Here is a 26,795-nt window from a genome sequence, read left to right as displayed (position 1 = left end):
CCCTTTGGGTACCCGTCGGTAACGGCCTTTCACGGAGTGCTCACACACTGCCAGTGATCACTGGCAGCGAATGCGCTGATCAGGGCGTTGTCGGCCCGACGATCACCAGGGGATCGTTTCTCCGGTATCGGTCCGGTCACCCGGGACGAGAAGGCGCCGCGCGTCCCGGCCGGTCACGGTGTGCCGATGTCCAGGTTCGCGATCGCCGCGTCGGCGACCTCCCGGCCCCGCGCGGTGAAGTCGCCCTTGCCCGGATAGCCGATCGTGAGCTTGTACATGTCGCCGGACTTCGACTTGTAGTAGAAGAGCCGCACCTCGCGAGGGCGGGGATTCTGGCTGTCGTCGGTCTTGTAGACCACCGTGTTCTCGGCGGCCTCCCTGCCCCGGTACGTCGTCCTGGCGTCCGGGGCCGTCCGCGGACCCGCGGGCATGTTCAGGCCGTAGGCGCCGCTCGCCTTGAACTCGCCGTCGTCCGCGTACATCTCGGCCCGCGCCGAGCCCTTGATCAGCTTGCCTGAATCCTCGGACTTCCTGGCGAGGGCCAGCTGGATCCAGATGCTCCCGCTCGGGTCGGTGAACGTGACCCAGTGCGCCTTGTCCGAGGCCCGGTCCGGCGTTCCCTCCTCGTAGCCCGCGGGCACCGCCAGCGTCGCGGCGACGTCCGCCACATGCCGCTTGTCCCAGCCGTCCGGCAGCGGACCGCCGAACGGGTCCGCGATCACCAGATACGCCGCCACCGAGGCCGCGACGACCAGCGCGGCGACCGTCGCCGCGAGGCCGATCAGAGTCCGCCGGCCGATCCGGATTCCCCCGCCGCCGGATGCCTGCGTCGCTTCCGGGCCCCCGACGCCCTCGATCGTCGCGACCCGCGTCGGCGCCGGGGCGGGCGGCCGTGCGGCCTCCTCCAGGAGACGCCGGACCTCGGCCGCCGCCGGACGGTGGGACGGCTCCTTGGCGAGCAGGCCGTTGATCGCCTCCGTGAGCGGGGGACCCGCCGAGGCGGGCGCGGCCGGCGTCGAGTTGAGGACCGACTGGAGCGTGGCGGGCGTGTTGCTGCGCCGGAACGGCGAGACGCCTTCGGTCGCCGCGTAGAGCAGCACGCCGAGCGACCAGAGGTCGGAGGCGGGACCCGGGCGAACGCCGAGCACCCGCTCCGGGGCGATGTACTCGGGTGAGCCGACGAAGCCGCCGGTGTCCGTCAGGCTCGTCTCGCCCTCGATCCGGGCGATGCCGAAGTCGGTGAGCACGACGCGGCCGTGCGGGCCGAGGAGCACGTTGTCGGGCTTGACGTCACGGTGCAGGACGCCCGCCGCGTGCGCCGCCTCCAGCGCGCCGAGGACCTCCAGGCCGATGCGCGCGGCCTCGCGGCTGCCGAGCGTGCCCTCCCTGAGGGCGTCGCCCAGCGAGCGGCCCCGTACCAGCTCCATGACGATCCAGGGCTGTCCGTCCACGACCGCGACATCGTGGACGTTCACCACGGCGGGATGGTCGAGCCGTGCCGCCGCGCGCGCCTCGCGGCGCATCCGCTCGTACACGTTGGCCCGTTCACGCTCGGGAAGATGGTCCGGCACACGCGGTTCCTTGACGGCCACCTCACGGTCCACGGTCTCGTCCCTGGCCCGCCACACCGTGCCCATGCCACCGTGTCCCAGCCTGCCGAGCAGTCGGTAGCGCCCGGTGATGAGCCGGCCCGCCCCCGGTTCCCCCGAGGGTCCCGGGGCGGGAACCTCCGACCGTTCCGGGACGGCGCCGTCGGGCGTGGCATACGGATTGCCCGGGTACGGGACGGCGACCGGGGCCTCGGTCCGGGGGCCGTACACCGCGGCCTCCGTCGGCCGGCCCTGCCCTCCCCCCTCCGGCAGCCGCCCCGGAACCATGGCCTCCGGCTGCCGTTCCCGCGTCACGGGTCTCGGCGGTTGCAGACTGAAACTTGTCGGCTCGTCTCCCCCGTGAGGGACTCCCCCGTCGTCGCTCATGCGTCCATCTGTATCGCGGCGGCGGCGCCGTCATCCAGCATCCGGGCCCACCGGTCACAGACCCGTGACGCGGGCATCCCATATCTCCCGTTTACGGAGCCTCACCGTCACGACTTGCCGGTCACGGCTTCTCCGACACGACGTCTCGCGACTTCTCCGTCACTCACGAGGCGGCGAACGTGTCCACCGCCACGTCGAAGTACTCCTTCGCCTCCGTCACCCGGCCCACCGGCGCGGAGACCCAGACGTCGTACATCCGGCCGCCCTCCTCCCAGCACAGGTCATAGGTGTGCCGGGGGCCCTCCGCCGCGGTGAAGCCGTTCCAGGTGAACTCCCAGAGGGCGGCGGTGTGTCCGTCGTGGACCGTCCGGGAGACCGTGCCGTCGCGATAGCCGGGGTTGTTGGCCGGCCCGGAGGCGTCCGCACGCCGCATCACGCCCAGCGGACCGCCCGTCGCGGGATCGGCCACCTTGATGCCGATGCGGAAGGTGTCCCCCGACGACATGTAGAAGATCCGCTCCCCCTGCGGGTCGCGCGTGAAGCCGTCGGGTACGGCGAGCGAGAAGCCGTCGGGGTCCGAGGCGGTGTGGTAGCCGGAGGGCGCGGTGCGGGCGGGGGCGGACGGTGTACGGCGGGTGGTCACCGTGACGGTGGGACCGGCCTTCGCGGGCGGGGCCGACGGCGTGCCGGACGCCCGGGACGCGGTCGAGGACGTACTCGGCGTACGGGGCGTGCCCGGCGCACTCGACGAGGCGGGCTTGCCGTCCCCGCCGCCGCCCATCAGCAGCGCGGCGGCGGACACCCCCGCTCCGGCCATGGCGGCGACCAGGGCGGCGGCGACGAGGAGACTGCGGGTGGACTGCCGGGGCGGCGGGGCGGCCACGGCCCCGGAGGCGGGCGACGGCTCGGGCGCGGGTCTGCGCAGGGAGACATGGGGTACGTCCCGCCGCGTCGGCGTGTACGGGACCAGCAGCCGTGGCGTACGGCCGGTGTCCCGGAAGGCGCGCAGCATCCGCTCCGCCTCGGCCGCGTCGAGCCGGCGTTCCGGATCGCGCTCCAGCAGCCCGCGTACGACGGGCAGAAGCGGTGCGGCCTGGGCCGGCGGACGGATCTCGTCGACGACGACCGCGTGCAGGATGCCGCCGAGCGAGTCCCGCCGGAAGGGGGACGCCCCGCTCAGGACCGTGCACAGCAGCGCGCCGAGCGACCACAGGTCGGACTCGGGACCGGTCCTCGCCCCGGCCATCCGTTCGGGCGCGGTGTACTCGGGCGAGCCGACGAACGCGCCGGTCTCGGTGAGTGTCGTCGCGCCCGCGACCTGGGCGATCCCGAAGTCGGTGAGCACGATGCGGTCGGTGCCCGCCTCGACGAGGACGTTGGCGGGTTTGAGGTCGCGGTGCAGGACGCCGGCCTCGTGAGCCCGGCGCAGCGCCCCGAGCAGGTCGATGCCGATGCGGGCGGCCTCGCGCGCGTCGACCGGCCCGTTCGCGGAGATCCGTTCGGCGAGCGAGCCGCCGTCGATCAACTCCATGACGATGTACGGGCGTTCGTCGTCCTCGACGACGTCGTGCACGACGATGATGTGCGGGTGGTGCAGTTGCGCGACGGCCCGCGCCTCACGCAGGGTGCGGTCGCGCTGGAGCCGGGCCTCCTCCGCCGAGAGCGAGTCGTCGAGAGCCAGCTCCTTCACCGCGACCCGGCGGCCGAGCAGTTGGTCGGTGGCACGCCAGACGACGCCCATGCCGCCCCGGCCGATTCTGGCCTCCAGCCGGTAACGCCCCGCGATCAAACGGACGTTCTCCCCCTCGGTCCCCATACGCCCCATCATGCCGCACCGGACGAACGCCTTCCGTGGCGGCGACCGGCCAAGTGTGCCGCCACACCAGCGCTGCCAGGGTCTGAATTCGGCCGGCCCGCCGCCACATGCGACCGCGCAGGCGGCCAAGGGGGATCGTTTTCGGCCACGGCCTATTCTGAAAACTATACAAGGCGTGGAAAATTGCCAGGAGATAAAAGCTATGCAGGGCAAAAAGGGCGGCCAGAATCATACTGTCATGTGAATCATGAAAGGCTTACGTTTTCCTTATGGGAAACATATTGAAGCGCCTTTCCGTCACGGGCGTCGCGGCGGTCGCAATATTCGCTACGACCACGGTGACCAATGCCAGCGCAGCGAGTGGCGTAGCCGCGTGTTCGGTGACCGGCGCCTCGGGGAGTTTCACGTTCACCAACTGGACAGCCCACCATGTGGACATCAGCGGCTGGGTCAAGGACAACGCTGCCGATGGTCACCATGTGGCCATTCGGCTCGTCTCCATAGACTCAGGCACCGGATGGGTAACTGAGTGGCAGTGGCACTCTGAATACGACGGAAATGGATCGACCAGCTCTTTCACCACTTTCGCGTCGCCTCCCGGCGATGCTCTCGACTCCGTCGGCGTGCAGGTGGCGGTCATCGAAGGGAGTACGATAGTCCGTTCTTGCTTTGACTATGCCTGAGCCTCCGGCCGAAAAAGCCCGTTGATGTCGGCCCGGCGCCCCTCGACCGAAGTCCGTTCCGCGGACTTCGGGTTGAGGACGCTCGGGTCAACTCTCCTTGAAGCTCCGCAGGATCCGGTCGAACTGCTTCTGGGTGGTGGCCCAGTCATCGGCCGGCGAGGCTTCGTAGATGGCGTACTCGGTGCCGTCATTGTTCATGTACCCGACATCGATCGCATGGTAGGGCCCCGGGAAGTAGTGCGGGGCGTCCTTGGCCAGCGCGTTCCACGTGTACTCCCAGCGGACATCCGGCAGGTCGCGGAAAAGCTCCTTCTTGAAGGTCAGCTTCCTGTAGTCCAGCAGCCGTCGTGAGACCGCCTGCTCCAGGGCGCTCATGTGCTCGTACGAGGTACTGAAGTCCGGCGCGGTGTCGACGGCGACCCGCACGAGGTGCTTGCCCTTGTCGGGCGAGTAGTCGACCTGCCGGAGGCCGTCCTGGTCGATGGAGACGGACCTCGTCCACCCCTTGGGCAGGGTGACGCTGAAGCCCACCGGGTCCTCACGTCGCTCCCAGCCGGCGGGAACCGCTCCCTGATCGCCCTTGTCGCTCGGCTTGGTACTGGCACTCGGAGTCGACGACCCGGAGGCGCCCGAGCCGCCGGGGCCGCCTGTGCCGAAGTGCTGCAGCCCAACCGCGACACCCCCGCCGACGATCGTCGCGAGGGCGACGACCAGGGCGAACGTACGCAGGCGGTGCCGCTTCGGCAGCGCGGGCACGGACCCCATCGTCACCGGCGGATACGGCGTGGCGGCGGCCGTCTGCACGCGGGTACCGGTGCCGGTTCCCGTCTCCGTGGTGCCGTACCCCGCCGGCCACGACATCGCATACGTCTGCGTCGCACTCGACAGTCGTCCCGCCGCCGCCTCGGCAAGCATCTGCTCGGCCTGCTCCGCGTTGGGCCGCTCGGCCGGATCCTTGCGCAGCAGCGCGGCGAGGACGGGGCCCAGCGCACCCGCGTTGACCGGTTCGGCGGGTTCCTCCTCCACGACGGCCTGCATGGTGCCGATCGGGGACGTGCGGCGGAACGGGGATCTGCCCTCCACCGCCGTGTACAGCGTGGCCCCTAGGGCCCAGAGGTCGGAGGACGGGCCGGGGTCGTGGCCGCGCACGCGCTCGGGCGCGAGGTAGTCGACGGAACCGACTATCTCGCCGGTGCGCGTGATCGTCGTGTCGCCCTCGACCTGCGCGATCCCGAAGTCGGTGAGCAGGACGCGCCGGTCGGACGACAGCAGGACGTTGCCCGGCTTCACATCCCGGTGCAGCACACCGGCGGCGTGCGCGGCGCGCAGCGCGCGCAGCACCCACAGCCCGATCCGCGCCGCCTCGGCCGGTTCGAGGCGCCCCTGCTCCTTGACCTCGTCGGCCAGCGAGTTGCCCTCGACCAGCTCCATGACGATCCACGGCCGGTTGTCGTGGTCCAGCACGTCATGGACGGTGACGACGGCCGAGTGGTTGATCCGGGCGGCGGCCCGCGCCTCGGCGTGGGTCCGGGCGAGCAGCCGGGCCAGGTCGCTCTCGGCGACGTACAGCGCGGCGGTCAGCTCCTTGACCGCGACGGCGCGGTGCAGCACCTCGTCGTGGGCGCGCCAAACCCGGCCCATGCCACCGCTGCCGATGGAGTCGACAAGCCGGTAGCGGCCCGCGAGGAGCAGGCCCTGCATCTGATTCACGTTTCCCCGCAATGGTCTTGACAGGGTCAGACTAAGGAGCGGTACCCACCCAGGGAACAAGCGGGGTCGTACGGAGACCGCACTGTGACGGTTGTCCCTTCCCTGTACGGGAGGGAACCGTCTGGTGTTCAGACGCCCCAAGCTGCTGAAACGTTGCGCCCGAAGCGCGGAAGAGTTGCTCAGCCGGTGACTTGGTAGGTCGACGAGGCCTGCTCGTAGAGCCGGGTGACCTCGTCGCGCTCGGCGTCCGGCCCTCGTACCTGCACCACGTGGTAGTGCCCGGCGACGAGGATCGCGAGGTTGCGCACATAGAGCGAATGCCCCGCGGTGTCCTGCCAGGTGAACTGTCCCTCGGCCATCGCCCTGCCGCCCACGTCGATCCGCCGCATCCCGCTGGAGGTGGCCCAGGTCGAGTCCCTGAAGGGCTGCAACTCCCTCTCGCTCTCGCGCTGGTAGGTCATCGGGTCGCTGCCGTACGTGGCCGTGCCGTCGCGTCCGGGCACGACGATGAGCTCGAAGTCCCCCTGGGAGTAGACGACCTGGCCGCTGCCGTTCTTCGGTGAACGGGTCCAGCCGCTCGCCACGGCGACCTGGAACCCCTCGGGGTCCTTGCGGAGGGTGAACCCCCGGGCGACGCCGGGATCGGGGCTGGTGTGCGATGAGGTCGAACTCGACTTCCCCGAGGGGCTCTTGCCGGGGTCGGGCGAGGTCCGGTCGGAGCCGGGCGCGCCGCTCGCCGCCGGGTCGCTTCCGGACGGTGTGGCGGGACCGGCCTGTCCGGCGGCACCGGTCCGCTCCCCGTCGGTGCCGCTCCGGTCCGCCTTGGGCATGAAGGCGACCGCGTACGCGACCGCCGCGGCCAGCAGGAGCAGGACCAGCAGGAGCAGGTTCCGGCCCAGCCTGCGGGGCGCCGCGCTCTCCCGCCTGGCCCGCTTGTGTCGGGCGTGCGGGCTGGTCGCGGGCAGCCCGGCCCGCCGCCTGCGGACGAGCTCGCCCCGGCGCCGTACGATCGGCAGCCGGCTCGGGTTCACGGGCGGTACGGGCACGACATGCGTCCCGGCCTCGGGCTCCGGCGCGGACCGCACCAACGACCGCAGCCAGCCGCGCAGTTCCTCGAAGTCGAGCCGTTCGGTGGGGTCCTGGCGCAGCAGCGACTCGACGACGGGCCGTAGCGGCCCGCACTCCTCGGCGAAGGCGGGCGGCTCCGCGCACACCAGCTGGACCAGCTCGGCGGTGTTCTCCTCCGGGTACGGGGCGTGTCCCTGGACGGCGCGGAAGAGCAGCGCGCCGAGCGCCCACAGGTCCGTCGCCGGTCCGATCGGGGCCGCCAACTGCCAGTTCTCGTGCACCGGTCCGGCCTGCTCGGGCGCCCAGCGCTCGGTGACCGGTCCGACCACGGCCATCCGCGCCTGCCGGGCCCGCTCGGCCGCCAGCGCGGTGGCCGGCCCCCGGCGCGGCGGCGTCCCGGCGACCGGGTCACCCCAACCGCCACCGGTGCGACCGGAGTTGTGCGCGACATGGGCGGGGCCCTGCGGGGTGCCGGACACCCGGGTGTGGCCGGGGTCCGTGAAGCCGCCGGGTGACACGGGGACTTGGGCGCCTCCGGGTGCCTGGAATCCGCCCGGAGGCACGGGCACGTGCGCACCGCCCGGTGCCTGGAATCCGCCGGTGAGCCGGTCGTCGTCAGTGGTCCGGTCGCCGCCGACGGGCCGTGACGGGGCCGGAATGCCCGGACGGCTGCCGTGCCCGGTGCCGTAGGGGTCCCGTCCCGGCGCGAGCGCGGAACGGCCGTACGCCGTGTCACCCGGCGCCGGCCTGCCACCCGGTCCCGAGCCCAGTCCCGACCCCGGGGGGAGTGTGGGGCGCGCTTGGCCGTTGTCCGCACCGAGGGCTCCGGCGGGCCGCGACTGAACTCCGTACCTGCCGGTGCCGCCGACTCCGTACGGGTCGGCTATCTGGCCCGGGGGCGTGCCGTGGGGGTGCTGCCGGCCGTCCTGGCCGGGCAGCTGCGGCGGGTTGACCTGGGCCTCCGAGGAGTGCGGGGAGGTGCCGTACCGGCCGTCCTGGGCGGTCTGCTCGCCGGGGGCCGACGACCGCGGGGCGGGAAGGGCGAGCGGGTCGCCTCGGCGGTCTCCCTGGACGCGGGCGGCGGCACGCGCTCCGGCGCGGTAGGCGGCGATGGCTCCGGCGCGCGCGGCACGGATGTCGTCCCCGGCGTCCTCCGTTCCCCCGCCCGTCTCCGGTCCGCCGTCCGGCCCGGGCCCTCCCGTCGGACGGCCCGGACCCGCCGGACCTCCCGGACCGCCGGCTTCGAGCGCACGTGGTCCCCGGCCCGCCACGGGCGCGCCGGGGACCGGTTTCCCGGGAACCGGCGTTCCCTGCCCGGCGCGGGCCTCGATCGCCGCCCGCCTGGCCGCTTCCGCGTCGGCGCCGCTGGTGGCCGCCACGGCGACCCCGCGCGGCGCTCCGCCGAATCCGGTCCCGCCGACGGGTCCGCGCCCGCCTCGGGCGACACCCGGAGGAGCGCCTGCCCGGGCCGGGCCTCCGTCACCCGGCTGCCCGGGGCCGGTCCCTCCGCCGGTCGTGACGTCGTCCTCCGGCGCCGGCACCGGGTCGTATCCGCACAGCGCCTCTTCGGCGGCCCCGGCCGCCAGCCCGGTGAGCAGGACGCGGCCGTCGTCGCAGACAAGCACCGTGCGCGCGGTGATGTTCCGGTGCACCCAGCCGTGGGCGTGCAGGACCCGCAGCGCGGTCAGGACGTCGGCGGCGACCTCGGCGGCGCGGTAGGGGCTGAGCGGCTTCTCGGCGAGCAGCGCGGCCAGTGGCCTGGCGGGCACCAACTCGCTGACGATCCAGAGCGACCCGCCTTCGGCGAACACGTCGAAGACCTGGTCGAGCCGGGGATGGTCGGGGATCCGCGCGGCCGCCTGCGCCGCGTCGATCGCACGCAGGACCGCCGGTTCGGTGGGCCGCCGGGTGGTACGGGCCGACGCCCGCCGAACGCCGCCGTCCCTGGCCACGAACCCGTCGGGCAGCCCGTCCGCGTCGAGCACCTCGGCCTCGACGACCTCGGGCAACGGCACCTGCCGGACCAGGACTTCCTGCCCGCTGTAGGTGTCGAAGGCCCGGCTCTCGGCGAGTTCGTACTCGTCGGAGGACGGCAGGGGCAGGCGGTAGCGGTCGGCGAGTACCCGTCCCGCATAGTCGTCCACGATGCTCCCCCAGCCGACCGGTTGGTCAATTCCGTTCGCCGTGCGTTCCGTTGTGGCTTCGTTCGGTCCGCAACCACTCACGATACGTGCCCGAGGCAACCCGCAGAGCGGTGATGCGAGATCTCGGGCTCCGTTCGTCGCGGAACGTCACCTACGGGGTGCCGTGCGGATCGGTCCCGGCCCATGGCCGCGAACCGATCCGGACGACACCCGTGAGGGAGGAACGCGTCACGACTTCGGCTGGAACGTTCCGGTCAGCGTCGCCCAGGTGCTCTTGCGCAGCGCGCTGCCCCAGGCGGAATCCTTCGCCGTGTACATCAGGCCGTATCCCTGATGCGAGTTCACCACGAAGCCGCGGTCGATCGTGTGGAACTTGGTGCCGCCGTCCACGGAGGTGAACTCCCAGTCGGCCGTGTTCCAGCCCCGGTAGTCCACCTTCTCTATGCTGATCCTCGAGTACTGGGAGCGCGTCATGTAGCGCTCCTGGTTCTTCCAGTCCGCGACCGGGTCGTTCTTGGGCGTCGACGTCCAGCCGACGAGGAGCTTCTGCCCGTCGGGACCGGTGAACCGGACGCCCGCCTCGTCCTGCGACTTGTACTTCCACCCCTTCGGCAGCCCGATCGAGAAGCCCTGGCCGCTCCGGTACGTCGTCACGGCGGTGGAACCCGAGCCCGAGCCCTCCTTGCCGTCACCGCCCGAACCGCTGGACGCGCTCGCGTCCGGCGAGCTGTTCGCGGCGTCGTCCGAGCCGGAGCCGGACGTGGAGCCCGGCTTGTCGCCACTGTCGGTGTGGGAGCCGTCGCTCTTGCCCTTGTCGCCGCTCTTGCTGTCGTCGCCGCTCTTCCCGCTGCCGGAGCCCGCCGTGCTGGAGGCGGTCGCCTTGGCGCCACCGCCCGTGCCGCCCTTGGCGCCGTTGTCGTCCCCGCCGCCGAGCGTCAGGGCCAGCACGGTACCGACCACGACCAGCGCCACGACGACCGCGAGGATCACCAGGGTCCGCACCGGCACGACATCCGTCAGCGAGGCCTTCGGCGCCGGGCGGGCGGGCCGCTCGGGAGCCACCGGCCACCCGGACCCCGAGCCGGGGCGCTTGCCGCCCGCGCCCGAGGCGTCGGCGGCTCCGGCCGAACCGGAGTTCGCCGCCTTGCCGTCAGAACCGCTCGTCCGCCCCGGCACCGACGGATTCGCCGTGGCGCTCGAGACGGAGGTGCCACCCGCCGTACCGGCCGTCGCGCCGGACTCCGCACCCGTGCTCGGAGAGGCCGTCCCGGCCCCCTCCGCCCCGGAGGTTCCCGCGCCGCCGGCCGTCTTGGCACGGGCCGTCGCCGCGGAGGTCGCAGCCGCCGTGGCGGCCCCGGCCGCGGTCGCGGCCTTGCGCACCGAACGCAGGGCCCCGCGCAGCCGCTCCGCGGGCTCCTCGCCCTTCCTGCCGCCCGGGGCCGAACCGCCGGCACCCCGCCGCGCCGGTTCCTCCGGCAGCGGCGGCATGGCCACGACCTTCGTCGCGTCCGGCGGCTCCGGCAGGCTCTTCTCGGGCTCGGGCTTGCGCAGCACCTCGTTGAGCATGGCCCGGGCGCCCGCGTCGTCGAGCCGCTGCTCGGGATCCTTGGCGAGCAGGCCGTAGATCACGTTCTCCAGCGGGCCCGCGTTCTTGGGCTGTTCGACCGGCTCGGTCATCACCGCGGTGAGCGTCGCGATCGCGGAGCCCCTGTCGTACGGCGGCACGCCTTCGACCGACGCGTACAGCAGACCGCCCAGCGACCACAGGTCGGCCGCGGGGCCGGGCTTGTGGCCGCGCGCCCGCTCCGGCGAGATGTAGGAGGGCGCGCCGACGAGCATGCCGGTCGAGGTGATGGACGGGTCGCCCTCCACCTGGGCGATGCCGAAGTCGGTGAGCACGACCCGGCCGTCGTCGGAGATCAGCACGTTCGACGGCTTCACGTCCCGGTGCAGGATGCCCTGACGGTGCGCCGACCGCAGCACGTCGAGGATGGCCAGGCCCACCTCCGCGGCACGCCTCGGCGTGAGCAGTCCGTCCTCGCGGATGGCCTCGGCGAGGGACTTGCCCTCGATGAGCTCCATGACGATCCACGGCCGGTTGTCCTCGTCGACCACGTCGAAGACCGTCACCGCGCCGTTGTTGCGGATCCGCGCGATGGCCTTGGCCTCCCGCAGCGTGCGCGTGATCAGCCGGCGCTTCTCGTCCTCGTCGATGGCCGAGGGGAACCGCAGCTCCTTCACGGCGACCGTGCGGCCCAGGGTCTCGTCCTCGGCGCGCCACACCGTGCCCATGCCACCGCGGCCGAGAACATCCCCCAGCCGGTACCGCCCGGCGAGGAGACGTTCGCTCTTGTCCTGACGGGATGCTCCCGCCCGCTCCGCCTCCGACATGCGTCCCCTCATGCAACCCGCCCTGACAGAGCCTTCATTGTCCCTCACCCGACAAGTGCCCGGCGCCCAGGGGGCCCCTGGAACCGCAACAGCTCAGCCAGTGAGACGTCCGGCCCCCGTCCGCGGCCCGCCCGCGACCCCACCGCGCGCCCGCCGGGCCTGCCCGTCGGCCCGCCCGCGACCACGGTGCCGCGGGTCCGCCCCGCCCGGTTCGGGACCCTGCCCGGCCACGGTGCCGGACACAGGAACGTGCCTCATGATGGGCCGCGACAAGGAAGGACCCCGCGATGCCACGGCTCAGGACACACCGGGCACTTCTGGCCGTACCCGTGTCACTGACGCTGCTCGCCGTGGTCCAGAGCGGCCCCCCGGGGCGGGCCCCGGTGGCCGCGCGAACTCCTGTCGCCCGGGCGTCGGGGGCCGCGCTCGCCCGCCTGGTGACCCGTGGCGGTGCTCCCGCCGCCGCCCTGCTCGCCGACGACGGGTCCGGTCCGCGTTTCACCAGCACCGGAAACGGACTTACTCGTTCCGATCATTTCCGTGCCGGGAGCGTCACCAAGTCGTTCATCGCGACGGTCGTCCTCCAACTCGCCGCCGAACACCGACTGTCCCTGTCCGACTCCGTCGACGAGCATCTGCCCGGCCTGGTGCGTGGCGCGGGCAACGACGGCCGCGGCATCACGCTGCGCGCCCTGCTCCAGCACACCAGCGGCCTCTACGACTTCACCTCGACGACCCGGGGCACCGTCCCCGTGACCCCTCTTCAGGCTCTGCGCATCGCACTCACCCGCCCCCCGGCCGCCCGTGGCCGCTTCGCCTACTCGAACACCGACTACGTGCTGCTCGGCATGATCGTCGAGCAGGTCACCGGACACTCGTACGCCACCGAGGCCGAGCGGCGCATCATCATCCCCCTTCGTCTGACCGGTACTTCGTTCCCGGGTGACCGGTCGTCGCTTCCCTCGCCGCACGGCCGCGCGTACGCCGCCGACGGCTCCGACGTCACCGAGCTCGACCCGCGCGTGGCCGGCGCGGCGGGTGAGCTGGTGAGCACGCTGACCGATCTGAACCGCTTCTACGCGGCCCTGCTCGGCGGCGGACTGCTGCCCTCGCACTGGCTGCGCGAGATGCTCGACACCCGCGCCGCACATGGCTCGTACGGCATGGGGCTGTTCCCGGTGAAGCTGCCGTGCGGGACCACGGTGTGGGGACACAACGGCCGTATCCCCGGCAGCTACGTGCGCACCGCGGCCACCGTCGACGGTCGTCATGTCCTCACCTTCCGGGTGAACACGGACGGGGTCACGGACCCGACGCTCGAACCGGCCCTGCTCGCCGCCGAGTTCTGTCCCCGCACCCCGTAGAACGGCCGGGCCGCGAGCGAAGATCCCAGCTCACGACACTCGTTCGAGTGAGATGGGCGGGAGGCGGCGATCAGAACTGCACGATGTCCGGCGCACCGAGCCGGGCCGCGTCCGCCGTCAGGTCGTCCGGCTGGCGCTGGGACTCCCGCTCGGCCTCGACCCGCTTCTCGTAGTGCTCCACCTCGCGCTCGATCTGGTCCTTGCCCCAGCCGAGGACCGGCGCCATCAGCTCGGCGGCCTCACGGGCGCTGCGGGTGCCCCGGTCAAAGGTCTCGATGGAGATACGGGTGCGCCGGGTCAGGACGTCGTCCAGGTGGCGGGCGCCCTCGTGCGAGGCGGCGTAGACGATCTCGGCCCGGAGGTAGTCCTCGGCGGCGGGCAGGGGACTGCCGAGGGAGGGGTCCCCCGCGATGAGGTCGAGAAGCTCCTCGGCCATCGCTCCGTACCGGTTCAACAGGTGCTCCACACGCACCACATGGATGCCGGTACGCGCCGCGATCCGCGCTCGCGCGTTCCACAGCGCGCGGTACCCCTCGGCGCCGAGCAGCGGGACATCCTCGGTGACGCATTCGGCGACGCGCTGGTCGAGTCCGTGCACCGCCTCGTCCACCGCGTCCTTGGCCATCACCCGGTAGGTCGTGTACTTGCCGCCCGCCACGACCACGAGTCCCGGCACGGGGTGCGCCACGGTGTGCTCGCGCGACAGCTTGCTGGTGGCGTCCGACTCCCCGGCCAGCAGCGGCCGCAGCCCCGCGTACACCCCCTCCACGTCGTCGCGGGAGAGCGGGACGGAGAGCACCGAGTTCACATGCTCCAGCAGATAGTCGATGTCCGCGCTGGAGGCCGCCGGGTGGGCCTTGTCGAGGTCCCAGTCGGTGTCGGTGGTGCCGATGATCCAGTGACGGCCCCACGGGATGACGAACAGCACGGACTTCTCGGTGCGCAGGATCAGCCCCGTCGAGGAGTTGATCCGGTCCTTCGGCACGACCAGATGGATGCCCTTGGACGCGCGGACGTGGAACTGGCCGCGCTCCCCGACCATGGCCTGGGTGTCGTCGGTCCACACACCCGTGGCGTTGACGATCTGCCGGGCGCGGACCTCGTACTCGTCGCCGCCCTCGACGTCGCGCACCCTGGCCCCGACCACCCGCTCGCCCTCGCGCAGGAAGCCGGTGACCCGCGCGCGGTTGGCGACCTTCGCTCCGTACGAGGCCGCCGTGCGCACCAGGGTCGCCACATAGCGGGCGTCGTCCATCTGCGCGTCGTAGTACTGAAGGGCGCCGATCAGTGCGTCCTTCTTCAGGGCAGGTGCCACCCGCAGGGCATTGCGACGGCTCAGATGGCGGTGACCTGGCAGTCCGCGGCCGTGTCCGCGTGCCATCGACATGGCGTCGTACAACGCGACGCCGGAGCCCGCGTACAGCCGCTCCCAGCCCTTGTGCTGGAGGGGGTAGAGGAACGGGACGGGTTTGACCAGGTGCGGGGCGAGCCGTTCGAGCAGCAGGCCGCGCTCCTTCAGCGCCTCGCGGACGAGTGCGAAGTCGAGCATCTCCAGATACCGCAGACCACCGTGGATCAGCTTGCTGGATCTGCTCGACGTGCCCGAGGCCCAGTCACGCGCCTCGACCAGACCGGTCGACAGACCGCGCGTCACGGCGTCCAGCGCGGTGCCCGCGCCGACCACTCCCGCTCCGACGACCAGCACGTCCAGCTCACGCTCGGCCATTCCCGCCAGTGACTCGGCACGCTCCGCCGGCCCCAGTGTCGCTGTCCTCACCGCTGCCTCCCGCTGTAGGTCGCGCTGGCCGCTCCTGTCCGGCGGCGCCCGGCTCACATCCCCCCTGCCCAAAGTCTGACCGTCGATCCCCTCATCGGCCACCGTCGGTCCGCAGCCTGTGGACAACTCTCGGCGACGCGCAGGGAATCTTGATCGATCAATCCCGCAAATCGGTCATATTTACTCCTAGTCTGACATTGCTCTCGCCCATCCTGTCCACAGGGCTTGCGCACCTGTCCCGTTTCGGTTATTGGGAAGGACGGCCCACTCCATGCCCGCAGACCTCGCCGTCATCGGACTCGGTCACCTCGGCCTGCCCCTGGCCCAGGCCGCCGTCGCCGCCGGCATCACCACCCTCGGCTACAGAACAGGGCCCGAGGAAGGCTCCCTCACCCCCGCGGAGCTGCGCCGGATGCTCTCGGGGGGCTTCCGGACCGCCACGAACCCGGCCGAGCTCGGCCGCGTACGCACCGCCGTCATCTGCGCACCGACCCCGCGGGGCGCCGACGGCACCCTGGACCTCGGCCAGGTGGAGTCGGCGGCACGCACCCTGGCCGCACGGCTGCGCCCGCACACCACGGTGATCCTGGAATCACCCGTGCACCCCGGCACCACCGAGGGTTTCCTGCGCCCGCTCCTCGAAACCGGCTCCGGACTGCGCGCTGGGCGCGATTTCCACCTCGCCTACTCGCCCAGCCGGGTCGACCCCGGAAACCGCGACTTCACCCCCGCCGGGACACCGAAGGTCATCGGCGGCCTCACCCCCGCCTGCACCGAGTCGGCCGCCGCCTTCTACGGACGGCTCACCGACAAGGTCGTCCGCGCGCGCGGACCCCGCGAGGCGGAGACCGTGCAGGTCCTGGAGACCAATTTCCGGCACGTCAACATCGCGCTCGTCAACGAGATGGCCGTGCTCTGCCACGACCTGGGCGTCGACCTGTGGGACGTCATCCGCTGCGCGGAGACCAAGCCGTTCGGGTTCCAGGCGTTCCGGCCCGGCCCGGGAGTCGGCGGCCACGGGCTCGCCCAGGACCTCGGCAGCCCCTCCGGGCGTCCCCTGCGGATGGTCGAACTGGCCCGGCAGGTCAACGACCACATGCCCCAGTACGTCATCCAGCGCGCCGCCGCCCTGCTCAACGAGCACGGGAAGTCCGCCCGTGCCGCGCGGGTGCTCCTCCTCGGCGTCACCTACAAGGCTGACATCGCCGACCAACAGGGCGCCCCCGCCCACGAGATCGCCGTACGGCTGATGGAACTCGGGGCCTCCGTCAGCTATCACGACCCGCACGTGCCGGCCTGGAGCGTCCTCGGGCGGCCCGTACCGCGCGCGGACTCCCTCTACGAGGCCGCGGCGGACGCCGACCTGACGATCCTGCTCCAGCAACACCGCACGTACGACCTGCAAGGCCTCTCCGTGAAGGCCCAACTCCTCCTGGACACACGGGGGGCGACCCCGACGGGGGCGGCACACCGGCTCTGAGCCGGGGAAAATCACCTGACCGATTGTCATTCCCTCCTGCTAACCTGCGGCAGCTCTCGCACACGCGTACGCCCATGCCCCGGGCGCCCACAGGTGTGCGGCGACGTTCCACGCGCACACCGCAGTGCGCCCGCATCCCTGGGGGGAACCACATGAGTCAGCCCACGCCGCAGTCCGGTCCACCGGTCGACGCCAACCCGTACGCGGACGCGCCCGCCGCACCCGCCGACCAGCCGCCCGTCCCGGGGCAGGCGATCCCGCCGCAGGGCGCGCCGCAGCCCGGCTTCCCGGCCGCACCCGGTTACCCGGTCGCGCCCGCCGTCCCGGCAGCGGCGCGCAACAACTTCCCACTCGGCCTCGTCGCCTCCATCGGCGCCGGCGTGGTGTCCGCGATCCTGTACGGCCTGGTCATCGGCCTCACCAAGCACGAGATCGGCTACGCCGCCGTCGGCGTCGGCTTCCTCGTCGGCATCGCCGCGGGCCGCGTCGGCGGCCGCAGCCAGACGCTCCCGGTCGTCAGCGTGATCGTGTCCGTCGCCGCTATCTACCTCGGCCAGCTCATCGGCGAGGCCATGATCGGCGCCAAGCAGGTCGACCTCAGCTTCAGCACGGTCTTCTTCGACCACTTCAGCGTGGTCCAGCAGGCCTGGAAGGACCAAGCCGACCCGCTGACCTTCGTCTTCTTCGCGGTCGCGGCCTACGTGGCGTTCCAGAGCGCCCGCAAGGCCGGGCACGGTCACTGATGCCTGTCTGGCTGCTTCTGATGCTGCTCGGTCTGCCGGCCACGGTGGCCGGTAGCTGGGTCGCTTTCAACATCCGGGGCGCCGCAGACGCGATGGAGACCCTCAGGCAGCGGAACCTGGACCTCAATGCCTTGGGTGCCGGCAGCTTCGCTCCGCCGGCCGGCTCTGCCTTCGCCGTCCGTTTCCGGTTGTACGGCACGGTCCTCGGCATCGCGGGCATCGTTCTCGTCCTCGCGAGCATCGCCGAGTTTCTGACCGGCGGCTGACAGGCAGGTCTCACGGCGATGGGCCCCCACCGACTCGGTGGGGGCCCATCGCACGTACCGGCTTCGTACCCGCGGTCTACCGCTTGTGCTGGGAGTCCGCGACCGTCACCTCGACGCGCTGGAACTCCTTGAGCTCGCTGTAGCCGGTGGTGGCCATGGCGCGGCGGAGGGCGCCGAAGATGTTCATCGAGCCGTCCGGGATGTGCGACGGGCCGGTGAGGATCTCCTCGATGGTGCCGACGGTGCCGAGGTCGACCTTCTTGCCGCGCGGCAGCTCGTCGTTCACCGCCTCCATGCCCCAGTGGTGTCCACGGCCGGGCGCGTCGGTGGCGCGCGCGAGCGGGGAGCCCATCATCACGGAGTCGGCACCGCACGCGATGGCCTTGGGGAGGTCGCCGGACCAGCCCACGCCGCCGTCGGCGATGACGTGCACGTACCGGCCGCCGGACTCGTCCATGTAGTCGCGGCGGGCCGCGGCGACGTCCGCGACGGCGGTGGCCATCGGGACCTGGATGCCCAGCACGTTGCGCGTGGTGTGCGCGGCGCCGCCGCCGAAACCGACCAGGACGCCGGCCGCGCCGGTGCGCATCAGGTGCAGCGCCGCGGTGTACGTGGCGCAGCCGCCGACGATCACCGGGACGTCGAGCTCGTAGATGAACTGCTTCAGGTTCAGCGGTTCGGCGGCACCGGAGACATGCTCGGCGGAGACCGTCGTACCGCGGATGACGAAGATGTCCACGCCCGCGTCGACGACGGCCTTGGAGAACTGCGCCGTGCGCTGCGGGGACAGGGCGGCGGCGGTGACGACTCCGGAGTCGCGCACCTCCTTGATGCGCTGCCCGATCAGCTCCTCCTTGATGGGAGCCGCGTAGATCTCCTGGAGACGGCGGGTCGCGCGCTCCGCGTCCAGCCCGGCGATCTCGTCGAGCAGCGGCTGCGGGTCGTCGTACCGCGTCCAGAGGCCTTCCAGGTTCAGGACGCCCAGGCCGCCCAGCTCACCGATGCGGATCGCGGTGGCCGGGGAGACGACCGAGTCCATGGGGGCGGCCAGGAAGGGCAGCTCGAAGCGGTACGCGTCGATCTGCCAGGCGATCGAGACCTCCTTCGGGTCCCGCGTCCGGCGGCTCGGGACGACGGCGATGTCGTCGAAGGCGTACGCCCGGCGGCCGCGCTTGCCGCGCCCGATCTCGATCTCAGTCACGTTGTGGCCTTTCCGTCTTCGCTTCTGCGTCTCCCAGTATCGCCGACGCCCACGACGAGGGCGGCCCCGGAACCTCCGGGACCGCCCTCATGGCGGTCTCCACGCGCGCGCGGAAGACCGTTCAGCTGTACGGGTGACTACTTGAGGCGGCTGTAGTTCGGCGCCTCGACCGTCATCTGGATGTCGTGCGGGTGGCTCTCCTTGAGGCCCGCCGAGGTGATGCGGACGAACCGGCCGTTCTCCTGGAGCTCGGGCACGGTGCGGCCACCGACGTAGAACATCGACTGGCGCAGACCGCCGACCAGCTGGTGGACGACCGCGGAGAGCGGGCCGCGGTAGGGAACCTGGCCCTCGATGCCCTCGGGGACGAGCTTCTCGTCGGAGGCGACGCCCTCCTGGAAGTAGCGGTCCTTGGAGAAGGAGCGCTGCTCGCCACGGGACTGCATGGCGCCCAGGGAGCCCATGCCGCGGTACGACTTGAACTGCTTGCCGTTGATGAAGAGCAGCTCGCCCGGGGACTCCTCGCAGCCCGCGAGCAGCGAGCCGAGCATCACCGTGTCGGCGCCCGCGACCAAGGCCTTGGCGATGTCACCCGAGTACTGGAGGCCACCGTCGCCGATGACCGGGACCCCGGCCGCCTTGGCGGCGAGCGACGCCTCGTAGATGGCCGTGACCTGGGGGACGCCGATGCCGGCGACGACACGGGTGGTGCAGATGGAACCGGGGCCGACCCCGACCTTGATGCCGTCGACGCCGGCGTCGATGAGCGCCTGAGCGCCGTCACGGGTCGCGATGTTGCCGCCGATGACGTCCACGCCCGAGGAGTTCGACTTGATCTTGGCGACCATGTCGCCGACGAGGCGGGAGTGGCCGTGCGCGGTGTCGACGACGATGAAGTCGACACCGGCCTCGATCAGGGCCTGGGCACGCTCGAAGGCGTCGCCCGCGACACCGACGGCCGCGCCGACCAGCAGACGCCCCTCGGAGTCCTTGGCTGCGTTCGGGTACTTCTCGGCCTTGACGAAGTCCTTGACCGTGATGAGGCCCTTGAGGACGCCTGCGTCGTCGACCAGCGGAAGCTTCTCGATCTTGTGGCGGCGCAGCAGCTGCATCGCGTCGCCGCCCGAGATGCCGACCTTGCCCGTGACCAGCGGCATCGGCGTCATGACCTCGCGCACCTGGCGCGAGCGGTCGGTCTCGAAGGCCATGTCGCGGTTGGTGACGATGCCGAGGAGCTTGCCGCCGCCGTCGGTGACCGGCACACCGGAGATGCGGAACTTGGCGCAGATCGCGTCGGCCTCGCCGAGCGTGGCGTCCGGGTGGACGGTGATCGGGTCGGTCACCATGCCGGACTCGGAGCGCTTCACCAGGTCGACCTGGTTGGCCTGGTCCTCGATGGACAGGTTGCGGTGCAGAACGCCGACGCCACCCTGGCGGGCCATCGCGATCGCCATGCGCGATTCGGTGACCTTGTCCATGGCGGCGGAGAGCAGCGGGATGTTGACCCGGACGTGCTTCGAGATGTGCGAGGCGGTGTCGATCTGGTCGGGCGCCATGTCCGACGAGCCCGGCAGCAGCAGCACGTCGTCGTAGGTCAGCCCGAGTGTCGCGAATTTGGCGGGCACTCCGTCGACGTTGGCAGTCATGACACCTTCCCCAAATGGCCTTGATCGGTGCGGATGTCCATGCTAACGGGAAGCATGGCTCTCTCATTCCACGGTTGAGGGTGGGCTTCGGCCTCGTATGTTCGTACGGGATGACGGTCGCTCCCGTTCAGACCGGTGCCGGGAGAAGCGCCAGGAGCCCGTTCATGGCGCCCGGCACGGGTGGGCGGACGTCGGCCGATGCCCCGTCCCCACGAACGAACGGCGCCGCAGCCCCGCCCCGAACGGCCGGTCCGAGGCCGTCGGACGGACCGGTCCGAGGCCGCCGGAAGGGGCCGTCCGACGCCGTCTGGGTACGCCACCTTTTGCCTGCAATTTGCGGAGGGGAAGGGTTCCGGCGCTCCGGCGCACGACGGAATCCACTGAATCGGGTGACCGGCGTCACCGCCATCACCCCCGATACCGGCGTCACCGCCGTCACCTCATTACCGGCGTCACCGCCGTCACCCTCATTACCGGCGTCACCGGCGTCACCGGAAAATGTGGCGCCGAAAGCACCGTGAGCGGCTCGGCCGCCTTCGACCTCGACCTCGACAGGGACCCTGCGGCCCCGGTCGCGTCGCCACGACCGGACCCGGATCTCCTTCTACTGCTCCGCCAGTGCCCGCAGCCGGCTCAGCGCCCGGTGCTGGGCCACCCGGACGGCACCCGGCGACATTCCCAGCATCTGGCCCGTCTCCTCGGCCGTGAGGCCCACCGCGATCCGCAGAAGGAGCAGCTCGCGCTGGTTCTCGGGGAGGTTGGCCATGAGCTTCTTGGCCCATTCGGCGTCGCTGCTGAGCAGCGCGCGCTCCTCGGGGCCGAGGGAGTCGTCGGGCCGCTCCGGCATCTCGTCGGACGGGACGGCCGTGGACCCCGGATGCCGCATCGCGGCACGCTGGAGGTCGGCGACCTTGTGGGCGGCGATCGCGAAGACAAACGCCTCGAAGGGACGCCCGGTGTCCTTGTAGCGCGGCAGCGCGAGGAGCACCGCGACACAGACCTCCTGCGCCAGATCCTCCACGAAGTGCCGCGCGTCCCCCGGTAGCCGGGACAGACGGGCGCGGCAGTAACGCAGCGCGAGCGGGTGTACGTGGGCGAGCAGGTCGTGCGTGGCCTGTTCGTCACCGTCGACCGCGCGAAGGACGAGCGCACCGATCCCCGTCGTCTCGTCTTCACGCATCGGTCCATGGTGCCTTGACGTCGTCCTGTCCATGGCACCGCGTCCATAGTTGTGCACCGAAGCGTTATGAGCAGGTGCGCCGGAACTCATCTCCTGCGCCCTCCCCTTCCGCTCGACCGACTTGTCCCCAAGGAACTCCACACCTCAAGGATGCGGCATCCGCCGGGAAACGGGGATCGGACACCGAACAGGCTCGCCCCGAGTGGCCGCCCCCACCCGCCGTCCGGCGGGCAGGGACTACTCCCACGGCCACTCTCGCTACTCCGGTCGTACCCGCGAGGCGGCTCACCTAGCGGACCAGGCCCCACCGGAATCCGAGCGCCACCGCGTGCGCCCGGTCCGAGGCACCGAGCTTCTTGAAGAGCCGTCGGGCGTGGGTCTTGACCGTGTCCTCGGAGAGGAACAGCTCACGGCCGATCTCCGCGTTCGAGCGCCCGTGGCTCATTCCTTCGAGCACCTGGATCTCACGCGCGGTGAGCGTGGGCGCGGCACCCATCTCCGCCGAACGCAGTCTGCGCGGCGCGAGCCGCCAGGTCGGGTCGGCGAGCGCCTGGGTCACGGTGGCGCGCAGCTCCGCCCGCGAGGCGTCCTTGTGCAGATAGCCGCGGGCGCCGGCGGCGACGGCCAGCGCCACGCCGTCCAGGTCCTCGGCGACGGTGAGCATGATGATGCGCGCACCTGGGTCGGCGGACAGCAGCCGCCTGACCGTCTCCACGCCGCCCAGTCCGGGCATACGTACGTCCATCAGAATCAAATCCGAACGGTCGGCTCCCCAGCGGCGGAGGACTTCCTCGCCGTTGGCCGCCGTCGTCACACGCTCGACACCGGGCACGGTCGCGACCGCGCGGCGGAGCGCCTCTCGGGCAAGCGGGGAGTCGTCGCAGACGAGGACGGATGTCATGACCGTCCTCCGCAGCTGATGCGCGTCACCTTGAGCCTCCAGGCTGTTACGAATCGTCACCTGTGCGGTCGACACTCGCAGGCGGATATGACCGCCTACCCGAGCGCTTGTTCCTTCAACCGCCTCAGCCATCTCAACGATGGTCACTCGAAAGAGTTACGGGGCAGTCAGCCGTCATCGGCACTGTACGTGAGGGCGCGGACACGGTGCAGACATGCGCGCCGACCCTCAACGTTTCATCACAACCCATGCCCCATTTAGCCTGTTTTCTTCCCATTTGCTGGTGTCTGAGGCTAGATTCGCAATGAGTCATATTTTCATCTCCTTAGATCGTAGATGTACGGTCGGTGGGCACAGAGCAGCCCAGAACGGCAACAAGGGGACACGCAATGGCAGATTTCTCCCGCCTTCCCGGTCCGAACGCGGACCTCTGGGACTGGCAGCTCCTCGCGGCCTGCCGAGGGGTCGACAGCTCGCTCTTCTTCCACCCGGAGGGCGAGCGTGGTGCTGCACGGAGCGCTCGCGAGAACTCGGCCAAAGAGGTCTGCATGAGATGCCCGGTACGCGCGGAGTGCGCGGCACACGCGCTCGCGGTGCGCGAACCGTACGGCGTGTGGGGCGGACTGACCGAGGACGAGCGCGAAGAACTCATGGGACGGGCACGCAACCGACTGGTCTCGGCGGCGGCCCCTGGAAACACTTCCGCCTCGAACAACTGAAGGAACGTTTCTGCCAAGCGGGTGAGCGCAGGCCCGTCCGCGAGGGTCCGCTCTGCCCGCGGGCGGAGCGCTAGCGGGCCGCCGCCTGTGCCAGCCGGTCGAGCGTCGCGGCCACGGCCGGCACCTCGGCGAGGTCCGGGAGGGTGAGCGCGACGATCTCGCGGCGCACCGCGGGCTCCACCGTGACCGTCCGCGCCCCCTTCGGGCGTACGGACTCGATCGCGAGCTCCGGCAGGACTGCGACGCCGAGTCCCGCGCCCACGAGCCCGACCACCGCCGGATAGTCGTCGGTGGCGAAGTCGATGCGGGGCTCGAACCCGGCACCGCGGCAGACCTCGACGAGCTGTCCGCGGCAGCGCGGGCAGCCCGCGATCCACGGCTCGCCGGCGAACTCGCCGATCGCGACGGACTCCGAGCGCGCGAGCCGGTGCCCCTCGGGCACCAGGCCGACCAGACGGTCCATCAGCAGGGGCCGCACGACGAGGTCGTCCCACTCCTCGACGCCCGGAGCGCCTTCGTACCGGAACGCGAGGGCGATGTCGCAGTCGCCGGCCCGGAGCTTCTCGACGGACTCGGGCGGTTCGGCCTCCTCCAGGGAGACACGCGTGCCCGGGTGGGCGGCTCGCAGTGCGGCGAGGGCGGTGGGGACGAGGGTGGAACTGCCGCTGGGGAAGGAGACCAGGCGGACTCGGCCCGCGCGCAGTCCGGCGATCGCCGCGACCTCCTCCTCCGCCGCGGTGAGACCGGCGAGGATGCTCGCCGCGTGCTTGACCAGGGCTTCACCCGCCTGGGTGAGACGCATCTCGCGCCCCGTCCTCACCAGCAGGGGGGTGCCCACGGACGACTCCAGGGCCTTCATCTGCTGGCTGACGGCGGGCTGGGTGCAGCCCAGTTCGCGCCCCGCCGCCGAGAAGGATCCGGTGGTGGCGACGGCGCGCAGGACACGGAGATGACGAGCCTCGATCACCCTTCGAGCATAAGCGTGTCTTGGGTCAGGCGCCGAATATCACGTCGACGCTTTGGCCTGTATCGCCTAGCTTGGTGCCATGAGGCTTCTGTCACTGAACCTGGGCCGGGCACGGGCCGTCGCGTACACGGAGCAGCCGGAGGGCCTGACCGGCATCGACAAACAGCCGGTCGACGGGCCGGTGCGGGTGACGGCGCCGGGGCCCAAGGGGACCGCCGGGAGCGGGCTCGCCGGAGACGCGGTGTGCCACACGCGGCATCACGGCGGTGACGACCAGGCGGTGTACGCGGTGGCGCGCGAGGACCTCGACGCATGGGAGCGCGAGCTCGGCCGGACGCTGGCGAACGGCGTGTTCGGCGAGAACCTCACGACGCTGGGGCTCGATGTGTCCGGCGCGCTGATCGGTGAACGCTGGCGGATAGGTTCCGGCGTGGTCCTCGAGGTCACCTGCGGGCGCATCCCGTGCCGCACCTTCCAGGAGCACCTCGGCGAGAAGAGCTGGGTGAAACGGTTCACGCACCGGGGTGCGCCGGGCGCGTATCTGCGGGTGATCGAGCCCGGCGAGATCCGCTCCGGGGACCCGGTCGAGATCGTGCACCGGCCGGACCACGACGTCACCGTCGCCCTCCAGTTCCGCGCCGCGACGACCGAACGAAACCTGCTGCCGCGACTGTTGGCGGCGGGCGAGGCACTGCATCCGGAGTCGCGGGCCGCGGCGCGGGAGTACGTGGCGAAGTACGGCGGGTAACGGTGTCCGGCACCGGAGGGCGGGGGCCCCGGCCGGTCACTAATCTTGCGCCATGACAACGGCTCTGATTACGGGATCGACCGCGGGGATCGGTGCCGCCTTCGCGCGGCGGCTGGCGGCGGACGGGCACGACCTCGTGCTGGTGGCGCGGGACACGAAGCGGCTGCGGGAGCAGGCGACCGAGCTGCACGACCTGCACGGCATCGAGGCGGAGGTGCTCACGGCGGACCTGGCGACGGACGAGGGCATCGAAACGGTCGCCGCCCGTCTCTCCGACCGGAAGAACCCGGTCGATCTGCTGGTCAACAACGCCGGCTTCGGCAACAAGGGCCGCTATCTGGACGTCTCGATGGCGGACGAGCTGAAGATGCTCAAGGTGCACTGCGAGGCGGTGCTCCGGCTGACGTCGGCCGCGGCCGAGGCGATGCGGGAGCGCGGCCGGGGCGGTGTCGTCAACGTCGCGTCGGTGGCCGCGTTCGTGCCGCGGGGTACGTACGGGGCGTCGAAGGCGTGGGTCGTGCAGTTCACGCAGGGCGCCGCGAAGGATCTCGCGGGCAGCGGGGTGCGGCTGATGGCGCTGGCTCCCGGTTTCGTGCGCACCGAGTTCCACGAGCGGGCCGGCATGGGCACGGACAACATCCCGAACTGGATGTGGCTCGACGCGGACAAGCTGGTGGCGGCGGCGCTCGCCGATCTGGCACGCGGAAGGACCCTGTCCGTCCCGGATCCGCGCTACAAGGTGCTGATGGGCGTGGTGAAGGTGACCCCGCGCGCGCTGCTGGGCGGGATCTCGTCGAAGACCGGGCGCAAGTACGGGCCTCAGTGACGCGGCGGTCCCGCTGACGCGGGACCCGGTGAAACAGGCGCCGGCAGGGCGGATCGCACGGAACTCGGGGACGCCGAGCCGGTGCCGGCGATGATCGTGCGGTGGGTGGTGTCGCCCCTCCGGTGGGAGGATTGAAGGGGATTCCGACCGGACCAGGGGGGCCGGAGGTGACGCCATGACATTCGTGCAGCTGATCGACTGCAAGACCGCTCGGTTCGACGAGATGAACGAGCTGATGGACACCTGGGTCGAGAAGACCAAAGGGAGACGGACCGCGACGCACAGCGTCATCGGCAAGGACCGCTCCGACGCCAACCACTTCGTGGAGATCGTGGAGTTCCCGTCGTACGAGGAGGCGATGAAGAACTCGAAGATGCCGGAGACCGAGCGGATCTTCCAGGAGATGGTGGCGCTCTGCGACGAGATGCCGACCTTCACCGACCTGGACGTGGTGCGCGACGACCAGCTCCACGCGGCGAACGTCCGCAGGTTCTTCGAGACGGCGGCGGCCCCGGGCGAGTTGCAGCCGCTCGACGGGCTGATGACGGAGAGCTATCACGACCACGATCCCGCCCGTGAGCAGGACGCCATCGGTCTCGACGCGTTGCGGCGCGTGGTCGAGATGTGGCGGAGCGGCTTCGACATGGCGTTCACGATCGAGGACCAGATCACGGAAGGCGACCGTGTCTGCACCCGGTGGACCTGGAACGGCACGCACAAGGGCGACTTCATGGGGATCCCGGCGTCCGGGAAGAAGGTCTCCATGACCGGGACGACGGTCTTCCGGTGTGCGGAGGACGGAAAGATGGCCGAGGGCTGGTGGCAGTACGACCGGCTGGGCCTGATGGCCGGGATCGGGGCTCTGGACGGGCTGGGAATCTGAGCCACCGGCTCCTGCGGACCCGCGAGGGGCGAAGCCTCCGATCCCGGACACCGGGACCGGAGGCTTTTCCAGGTGTCCGATCGCATCCGTAGCCATGGCGACTACCGCAAGCCCGCGCACCGCGGCGGATCGATTGTCGTAGGGGACGACCAGGATTTCGGGCCTGCCGTCAGGGATGCCTTGCATGCTTCACACGGGTGCCCCTCCCCCTCTAGTGCTGGATTCCTCAAACTCGGTACACATATCGGCGTCGCAGTCGTCGGGTTGGGGGTGCCGGTCTGCCCCAGATCCATGGCTTCGCGTGGG

At 71.2% G+C, this 26,795-nt stretch carries 20 protein-coding genes; 9 read left to right on the top strand and 11 right to left on the bottom strand.

Going from position 1 to position 26,795, the window contains the following annotated elements:
* Positions 1-173: 173 nt before the first annotated feature.
* On the bottom strand, positions 174-1,976 hold the full coding sequence (locus ABZV42_RS22650) for a serine/threonine-protein kinase (RefSeq protein WP_356053300.1): 1,803 nt from the start codon (positions 1,974-1,976) through the stop codon (positions 174-176).
* Between the two features lie 163 nt (positions 1,977-2,139).
* Positions 2,140-3,792 carry a serine/threonine-protein kinase gene (locus tag ABZV42_RS22645; RefSeq protein WP_356053298.1) on the bottom strand — a complete coding sequence of 551 codons (1,653 nt, stop codon included), beginning with the start codon at positions 3,790-3,792 and terminating at the stop codon, positions 2,140-2,142.
* A gap of 269 nt (positions 3,793-4,061) precedes the next feature.
* Between ABZV42_RS22645 and ABZV42_RS22640 the strand changes: the two genes are divergently transcribed.
* Positions 4,062-4,475, top strand: coding sequence for a hypothetical protein (locus ABZV42_RS22640; protein ID WP_355976104.1), 414 nt, complete (start codon positions 4,062-4,064; stop codon positions 4,473-4,475).
* Between the two features lie 87 nt (positions 4,476-4,562).
* Here ABZV42_RS22640 and ABZV42_RS22635 read toward each other — a convergent pair whose 3' ends face one another.
* The 3 genes from ABZV42_RS22635 to ABZV42_RS22625 all read right to left on the bottom strand — a co-directional run bounded on the left by ABZV42_RS22635 (position 4,563) and on the right by ABZV42_RS22625 (position 11,788).
* Positions 4,563-6,176 (bottom strand): serine/threonine-protein kinase, encoded by a 1,614-nt coding sequence (locus tag ABZV42_RS22635; protein ID WP_355976175.1) that lies wholly within the window; start codon positions 6,174-6,176, stop codon positions 4,563-4,565.
* Positions 6,177-6,364: 188 nt separating this feature from the next.
* Entirely contained in the window at positions 6,365-9,397 is a 3,033-nt protein-coding gene (locus ABZV42_RS22630) for a protein kinase (protein ID WP_356053296.1), read from the bottom strand.
* Positions 9,398-9,625: 228 nt separating this feature from the next.
* Positions 9,626-11,788, bottom strand: a complete 2,163-nt coding sequence (locus ABZV42_RS22625) for a serine/threonine-protein kinase (protein WP_355976178.1) — start codon at positions 11,786-11,788, stop codon at positions 9,626-9,628.
* Between the two features lie 287 nt (positions 11,789-12,075).
* Here ABZV42_RS22625 and ABZV42_RS22620 point away from each other — a divergent pair, with 287 nt between their 5' ends.
* Positions 12,076-13,152 carry a serine hydrolase domain-containing protein gene (locus ABZV42_RS22620; protein ID WP_355976108.1) on the top strand — a complete coding sequence of 359 codons (1,077 nt, stop codon included), beginning with the start codon at positions 12,076-12,078 and terminating at the stop codon, positions 13,150-13,152.
* 70 nt (positions 13,153-13,222) lie between these two features.
* Here the strand turns inward: ABZV42_RS22620 and ABZV42_RS22615 are convergent, their stop codons facing one another.
* On the bottom strand, positions 13,223-14,929 hold the full coding sequence (locus ABZV42_RS22615) for a glycerol-3-phosphate dehydrogenase/oxidase (protein WP_356053294.1): 1,707 nt from the start codon (positions 14,927-14,929) through the stop codon (positions 13,223-13,225).
* Between the two features lie 271 nt (positions 14,930-15,200).
* On the opposite strand from ABZV42_RS22615, the gene ABZV42_RS22610 reads away from it, so the two are divergent.
* The 3 genes from ABZV42_RS22610 to ABZV42_RS22600 all read left to right on the top strand — a co-directional run bounded on the left by ABZV42_RS22610 (position 15,201) and on the right by ABZV42_RS22600 (position 17,418).
* A complete protein-coding gene (locus ABZV42_RS22610; protein WP_356053292.1) occupies positions 15,201-16,409 on the top strand; it encodes a nucleotide sugar dehydrogenase in 1,209 nt (402 codons plus the stop codon).
* Positions 16,410-16,561: 152 nt separating this feature from the next.
* Positions 16,562-17,152 carry a hypothetical protein gene (locus ABZV42_RS22605; RefSeq protein WP_356053290.1) on the top strand — a complete coding sequence of 197 codons (591 nt, stop codon included), beginning with the start codon at positions 16,562-16,564 and terminating at the stop codon, positions 17,150-17,152.
* Between the two features lie 20 nt (positions 17,153-17,172).
* Positions 17,173-17,418, top strand: a complete 246-nt coding sequence (locus tag ABZV42_RS22600; RefSeq protein ID WP_356053288.1) for a hypothetical protein — start codon at positions 17,173-17,175, stop codon at positions 17,416-17,418.
* Between the two features lie 76 nt (positions 17,419-17,494).
* Here ABZV42_RS22600 and ABZV42_RS22595 read toward each other — a convergent pair whose 3' ends face one another.
* The 4 genes from ABZV42_RS22595 to ABZV42_RS22580 form a co-directional block, all read right to left on the bottom strand.
* A complete protein-coding gene (locus tag ABZV42_RS22595) occupies positions 17,495-18,619 on the bottom strand; it encodes a GuaB3 family IMP dehydrogenase-related protein (protein ID WP_355976118.1) in 1,125 nt (374 codons plus the stop codon).
* Between the two features lie 137 nt (positions 18,620-18,756).
* A complete protein-coding gene (gene guaB / locus ABZV42_RS22590; protein ID WP_356053286.1) occupies positions 18,757-20,265 on the bottom strand; it encodes an IMP dehydrogenase in 1,509 nt (502 codons plus the stop codon).
* Positions 20,266-20,869: 604 nt separating this feature from the next.
* The gene (locus tag ABZV42_RS22585) at positions 20,870-21,445 is read right to left on the bottom strand and encodes a sigma-70 family RNA polymerase sigma factor (RefSeq protein WP_037626847.1); all 576 of its coding nucleotides are present in this window, start codon (positions 21,443-21,445) and stop codon (positions 20,870-20,872) included.
* A 289-nt stretch (positions 21,446-21,734) separates the two neighbouring features.
* Positions 21,735-22,346, bottom strand: a complete 612-nt coding sequence (locus ABZV42_RS22580) for a response regulator transcription factor (RefSeq protein ID WP_003948568.1) — start codon at positions 22,344-22,346, stop codon at positions 21,735-21,737.
* Positions 22,347-22,735: 389 nt separating this feature from the next.
* Here ABZV42_RS22580 and ABZV42_RS22575 point away from each other — a divergent pair, with 389 nt between their 5' ends.
* A complete protein-coding gene (locus ABZV42_RS22575; RefSeq protein ID WP_355976122.1) occupies positions 22,736-23,065 on the top strand; it encodes a WhiB family transcriptional regulator in 330 nt (109 codons plus the stop codon).
* A 70-nt stretch (positions 23,066-23,135) separates the two neighbouring features.
* Here ABZV42_RS22575 and ABZV42_RS22570 read toward each other — a convergent pair whose 3' ends face one another.
* Positions 23,136-24,032 carry a LysR family transcriptional regulator gene (locus tag ABZV42_RS22570; protein ID WP_355976124.1) on the bottom strand — a complete coding sequence of 299 codons (897 nt, stop codon included), beginning with the start codon at positions 24,030-24,032 and terminating at the stop codon, positions 23,136-23,138.
* Positions 24,033-24,111: 79 nt separating this feature from the next.
* Between ABZV42_RS22570 and ABZV42_RS22565 the strand changes: the two genes are divergently transcribed.
* The 3 genes from ABZV42_RS22565 to ABZV42_RS22555 all read left to right on the top strand — a co-directional run bounded on the left by ABZV42_RS22565 (position 24,112) and on the right by ABZV42_RS22555 (position 26,489).
* On the top strand, positions 24,112-24,780 hold the full coding sequence (locus tag ABZV42_RS22565; protein ID WP_355976126.1) for an MOSC domain-containing protein: 669 nt from the start codon (positions 24,112-24,114) through the stop codon (positions 24,778-24,780).
* Positions 24,781-24,832: 52 nt separating this feature from the next.
* Positions 24,833-25,606: an SDR family oxidoreductase gene (locus ABZV42_RS22560; protein WP_355976128.1), complete on the top strand. Its 774-nt coding sequence runs from the start codon at positions 24,833-24,835 to the stop codon at positions 25,604-25,606.
* Between the two features lie 175 nt (positions 25,607-25,781).
* Positions 25,782-26,489 (top strand): ester cyclase, encoded by a 708-nt coding sequence (locus ABZV42_RS22555; protein ID WP_355976130.1) that lies wholly within the window; start codon positions 25,782-25,784, stop codon positions 26,487-26,489.
* Positions 26,490-26,795: the final 306 nt, after the last annotated feature.

Source organism: Streptomyces sp. NPDC005281 (assembly GCF_040607495.1).
Classification (GTDB): domain Bacteria; phylum Actinomycetota; class Actinomycetes; order Streptomycetales; family Streptomycetaceae; genus Streptomyces.
Note: the sequence above shows the minus strand (reverse complement) of the source record. Positions and strands in the feature narration are given on the sequence as shown.

Excerpts from the sequence above, each read along its gene's own strand:
- ABZV42_RS22650 (WP_356053300.1), bottom strand. The coding sequence starts at position 1,976 with ATGAGCGACGACGGGGGAGTCCCTCACGGGGGAGACGAGCCGACAAGT.
- ABZV42_RS22645 (WP_356053298.1), bottom strand. The coding sequence starts at position 3,792 with ATGGGGACCGAGGGGGAGAACGTCCGTTTGATCGCGGGGCGTTACCGG.
- ABZV42_RS22640 (WP_355976104.1), top strand. The coding sequence starts at position 4,062 with ATGGGAAACATATTGAAGCGCCTTTCCGTCACGGGCGTCGCGGCGGTC.
- ABZV42_RS22635 (WP_355976175.1), bottom strand. The coding sequence starts at position 6,176 with ATGCAGGGCCTGCTCCTCGCGGGCCGCTACCGGCTTGTCGACTCCATC.
- ABZV42_RS22625 (WP_355976178.1), bottom strand. The coding sequence starts at position 11,788 with ATGTCGGAGGCGGAGCGGGCGGGAGCATCCCGTCAGGACAAGAGCGAA.
- ABZV42_RS22620 (WP_355976108.1), top strand. The coding sequence starts at position 12,076 with ATGCCACGGCTCAGGACACACCGGGCACTTCTGGCCGTACCCGTGTCA.
- ABZV42_RS22610 (WP_356053292.1), top strand. The coding sequence starts at position 15,201 with ATGCCCGCAGACCTCGCCGTCATCGGACTCGGTCACCTCGGCCTGCCC.
- ABZV42_RS22605 (WP_356053290.1), top strand. The coding sequence starts at position 16,562 with ATGAGTCAGCCCACGCCGCAGTCCGGTCCACCGGTCGACGCCAACCCG.
- ABZV42_RS22600 (WP_356053288.1), top strand. The coding sequence starts at position 17,173 with ATGCTGCTCGGTCTGCCGGCCACGGTGGCCGGTAGCTGGGTCGCTTTC.
- guaB (WP_356053286.1), bottom strand. The coding sequence starts at position 20,265 with ATGACTGCCAACGTCGACGGAGTGCCCGCCAAATTCGCGACACTCGGG.
- ABZV42_RS22585 (WP_037626847.1), bottom strand. The coding sequence starts at position 21,445 with ATGCGTGAAGACGAGACGACGGGGATCGGTGCGCTCGTCCTTCGCGCG.
- ABZV42_RS22580 (WP_003948568.1), bottom strand. The coding sequence starts at position 22,346 with ATGACATCCGTCCTCGTCTGCGACGACTCCCCGCTTGCCCGAGAGGCG.
- ABZV42_RS22575 (WP_355976122.1), top strand. The coding sequence starts at position 22,736 with ATGGCAGATTTCTCCCGCCTTCCCGGTCCGAACGCGGACCTCTGGGAC.
- ABZV42_RS22565 (WP_355976126.1), top strand. The coding sequence starts at position 24,112 with ATGAGGCTTCTGTCACTGAACCTGGGCCGGGCACGGGCCGTCGCGTAC.
- ABZV42_RS22560 (WP_355976128.1), top strand. The coding sequence starts at position 24,833 with ATGACAACGGCTCTGATTACGGGATCGACCGCGGGGATCGGTGCCGCC.
- ABZV42_RS22555 (WP_355976130.1), top strand. The coding sequence starts at position 25,782 with ATGACATTCGTGCAGCTGATCGACTGCAAGACCGCTCGGTTCGACGAG.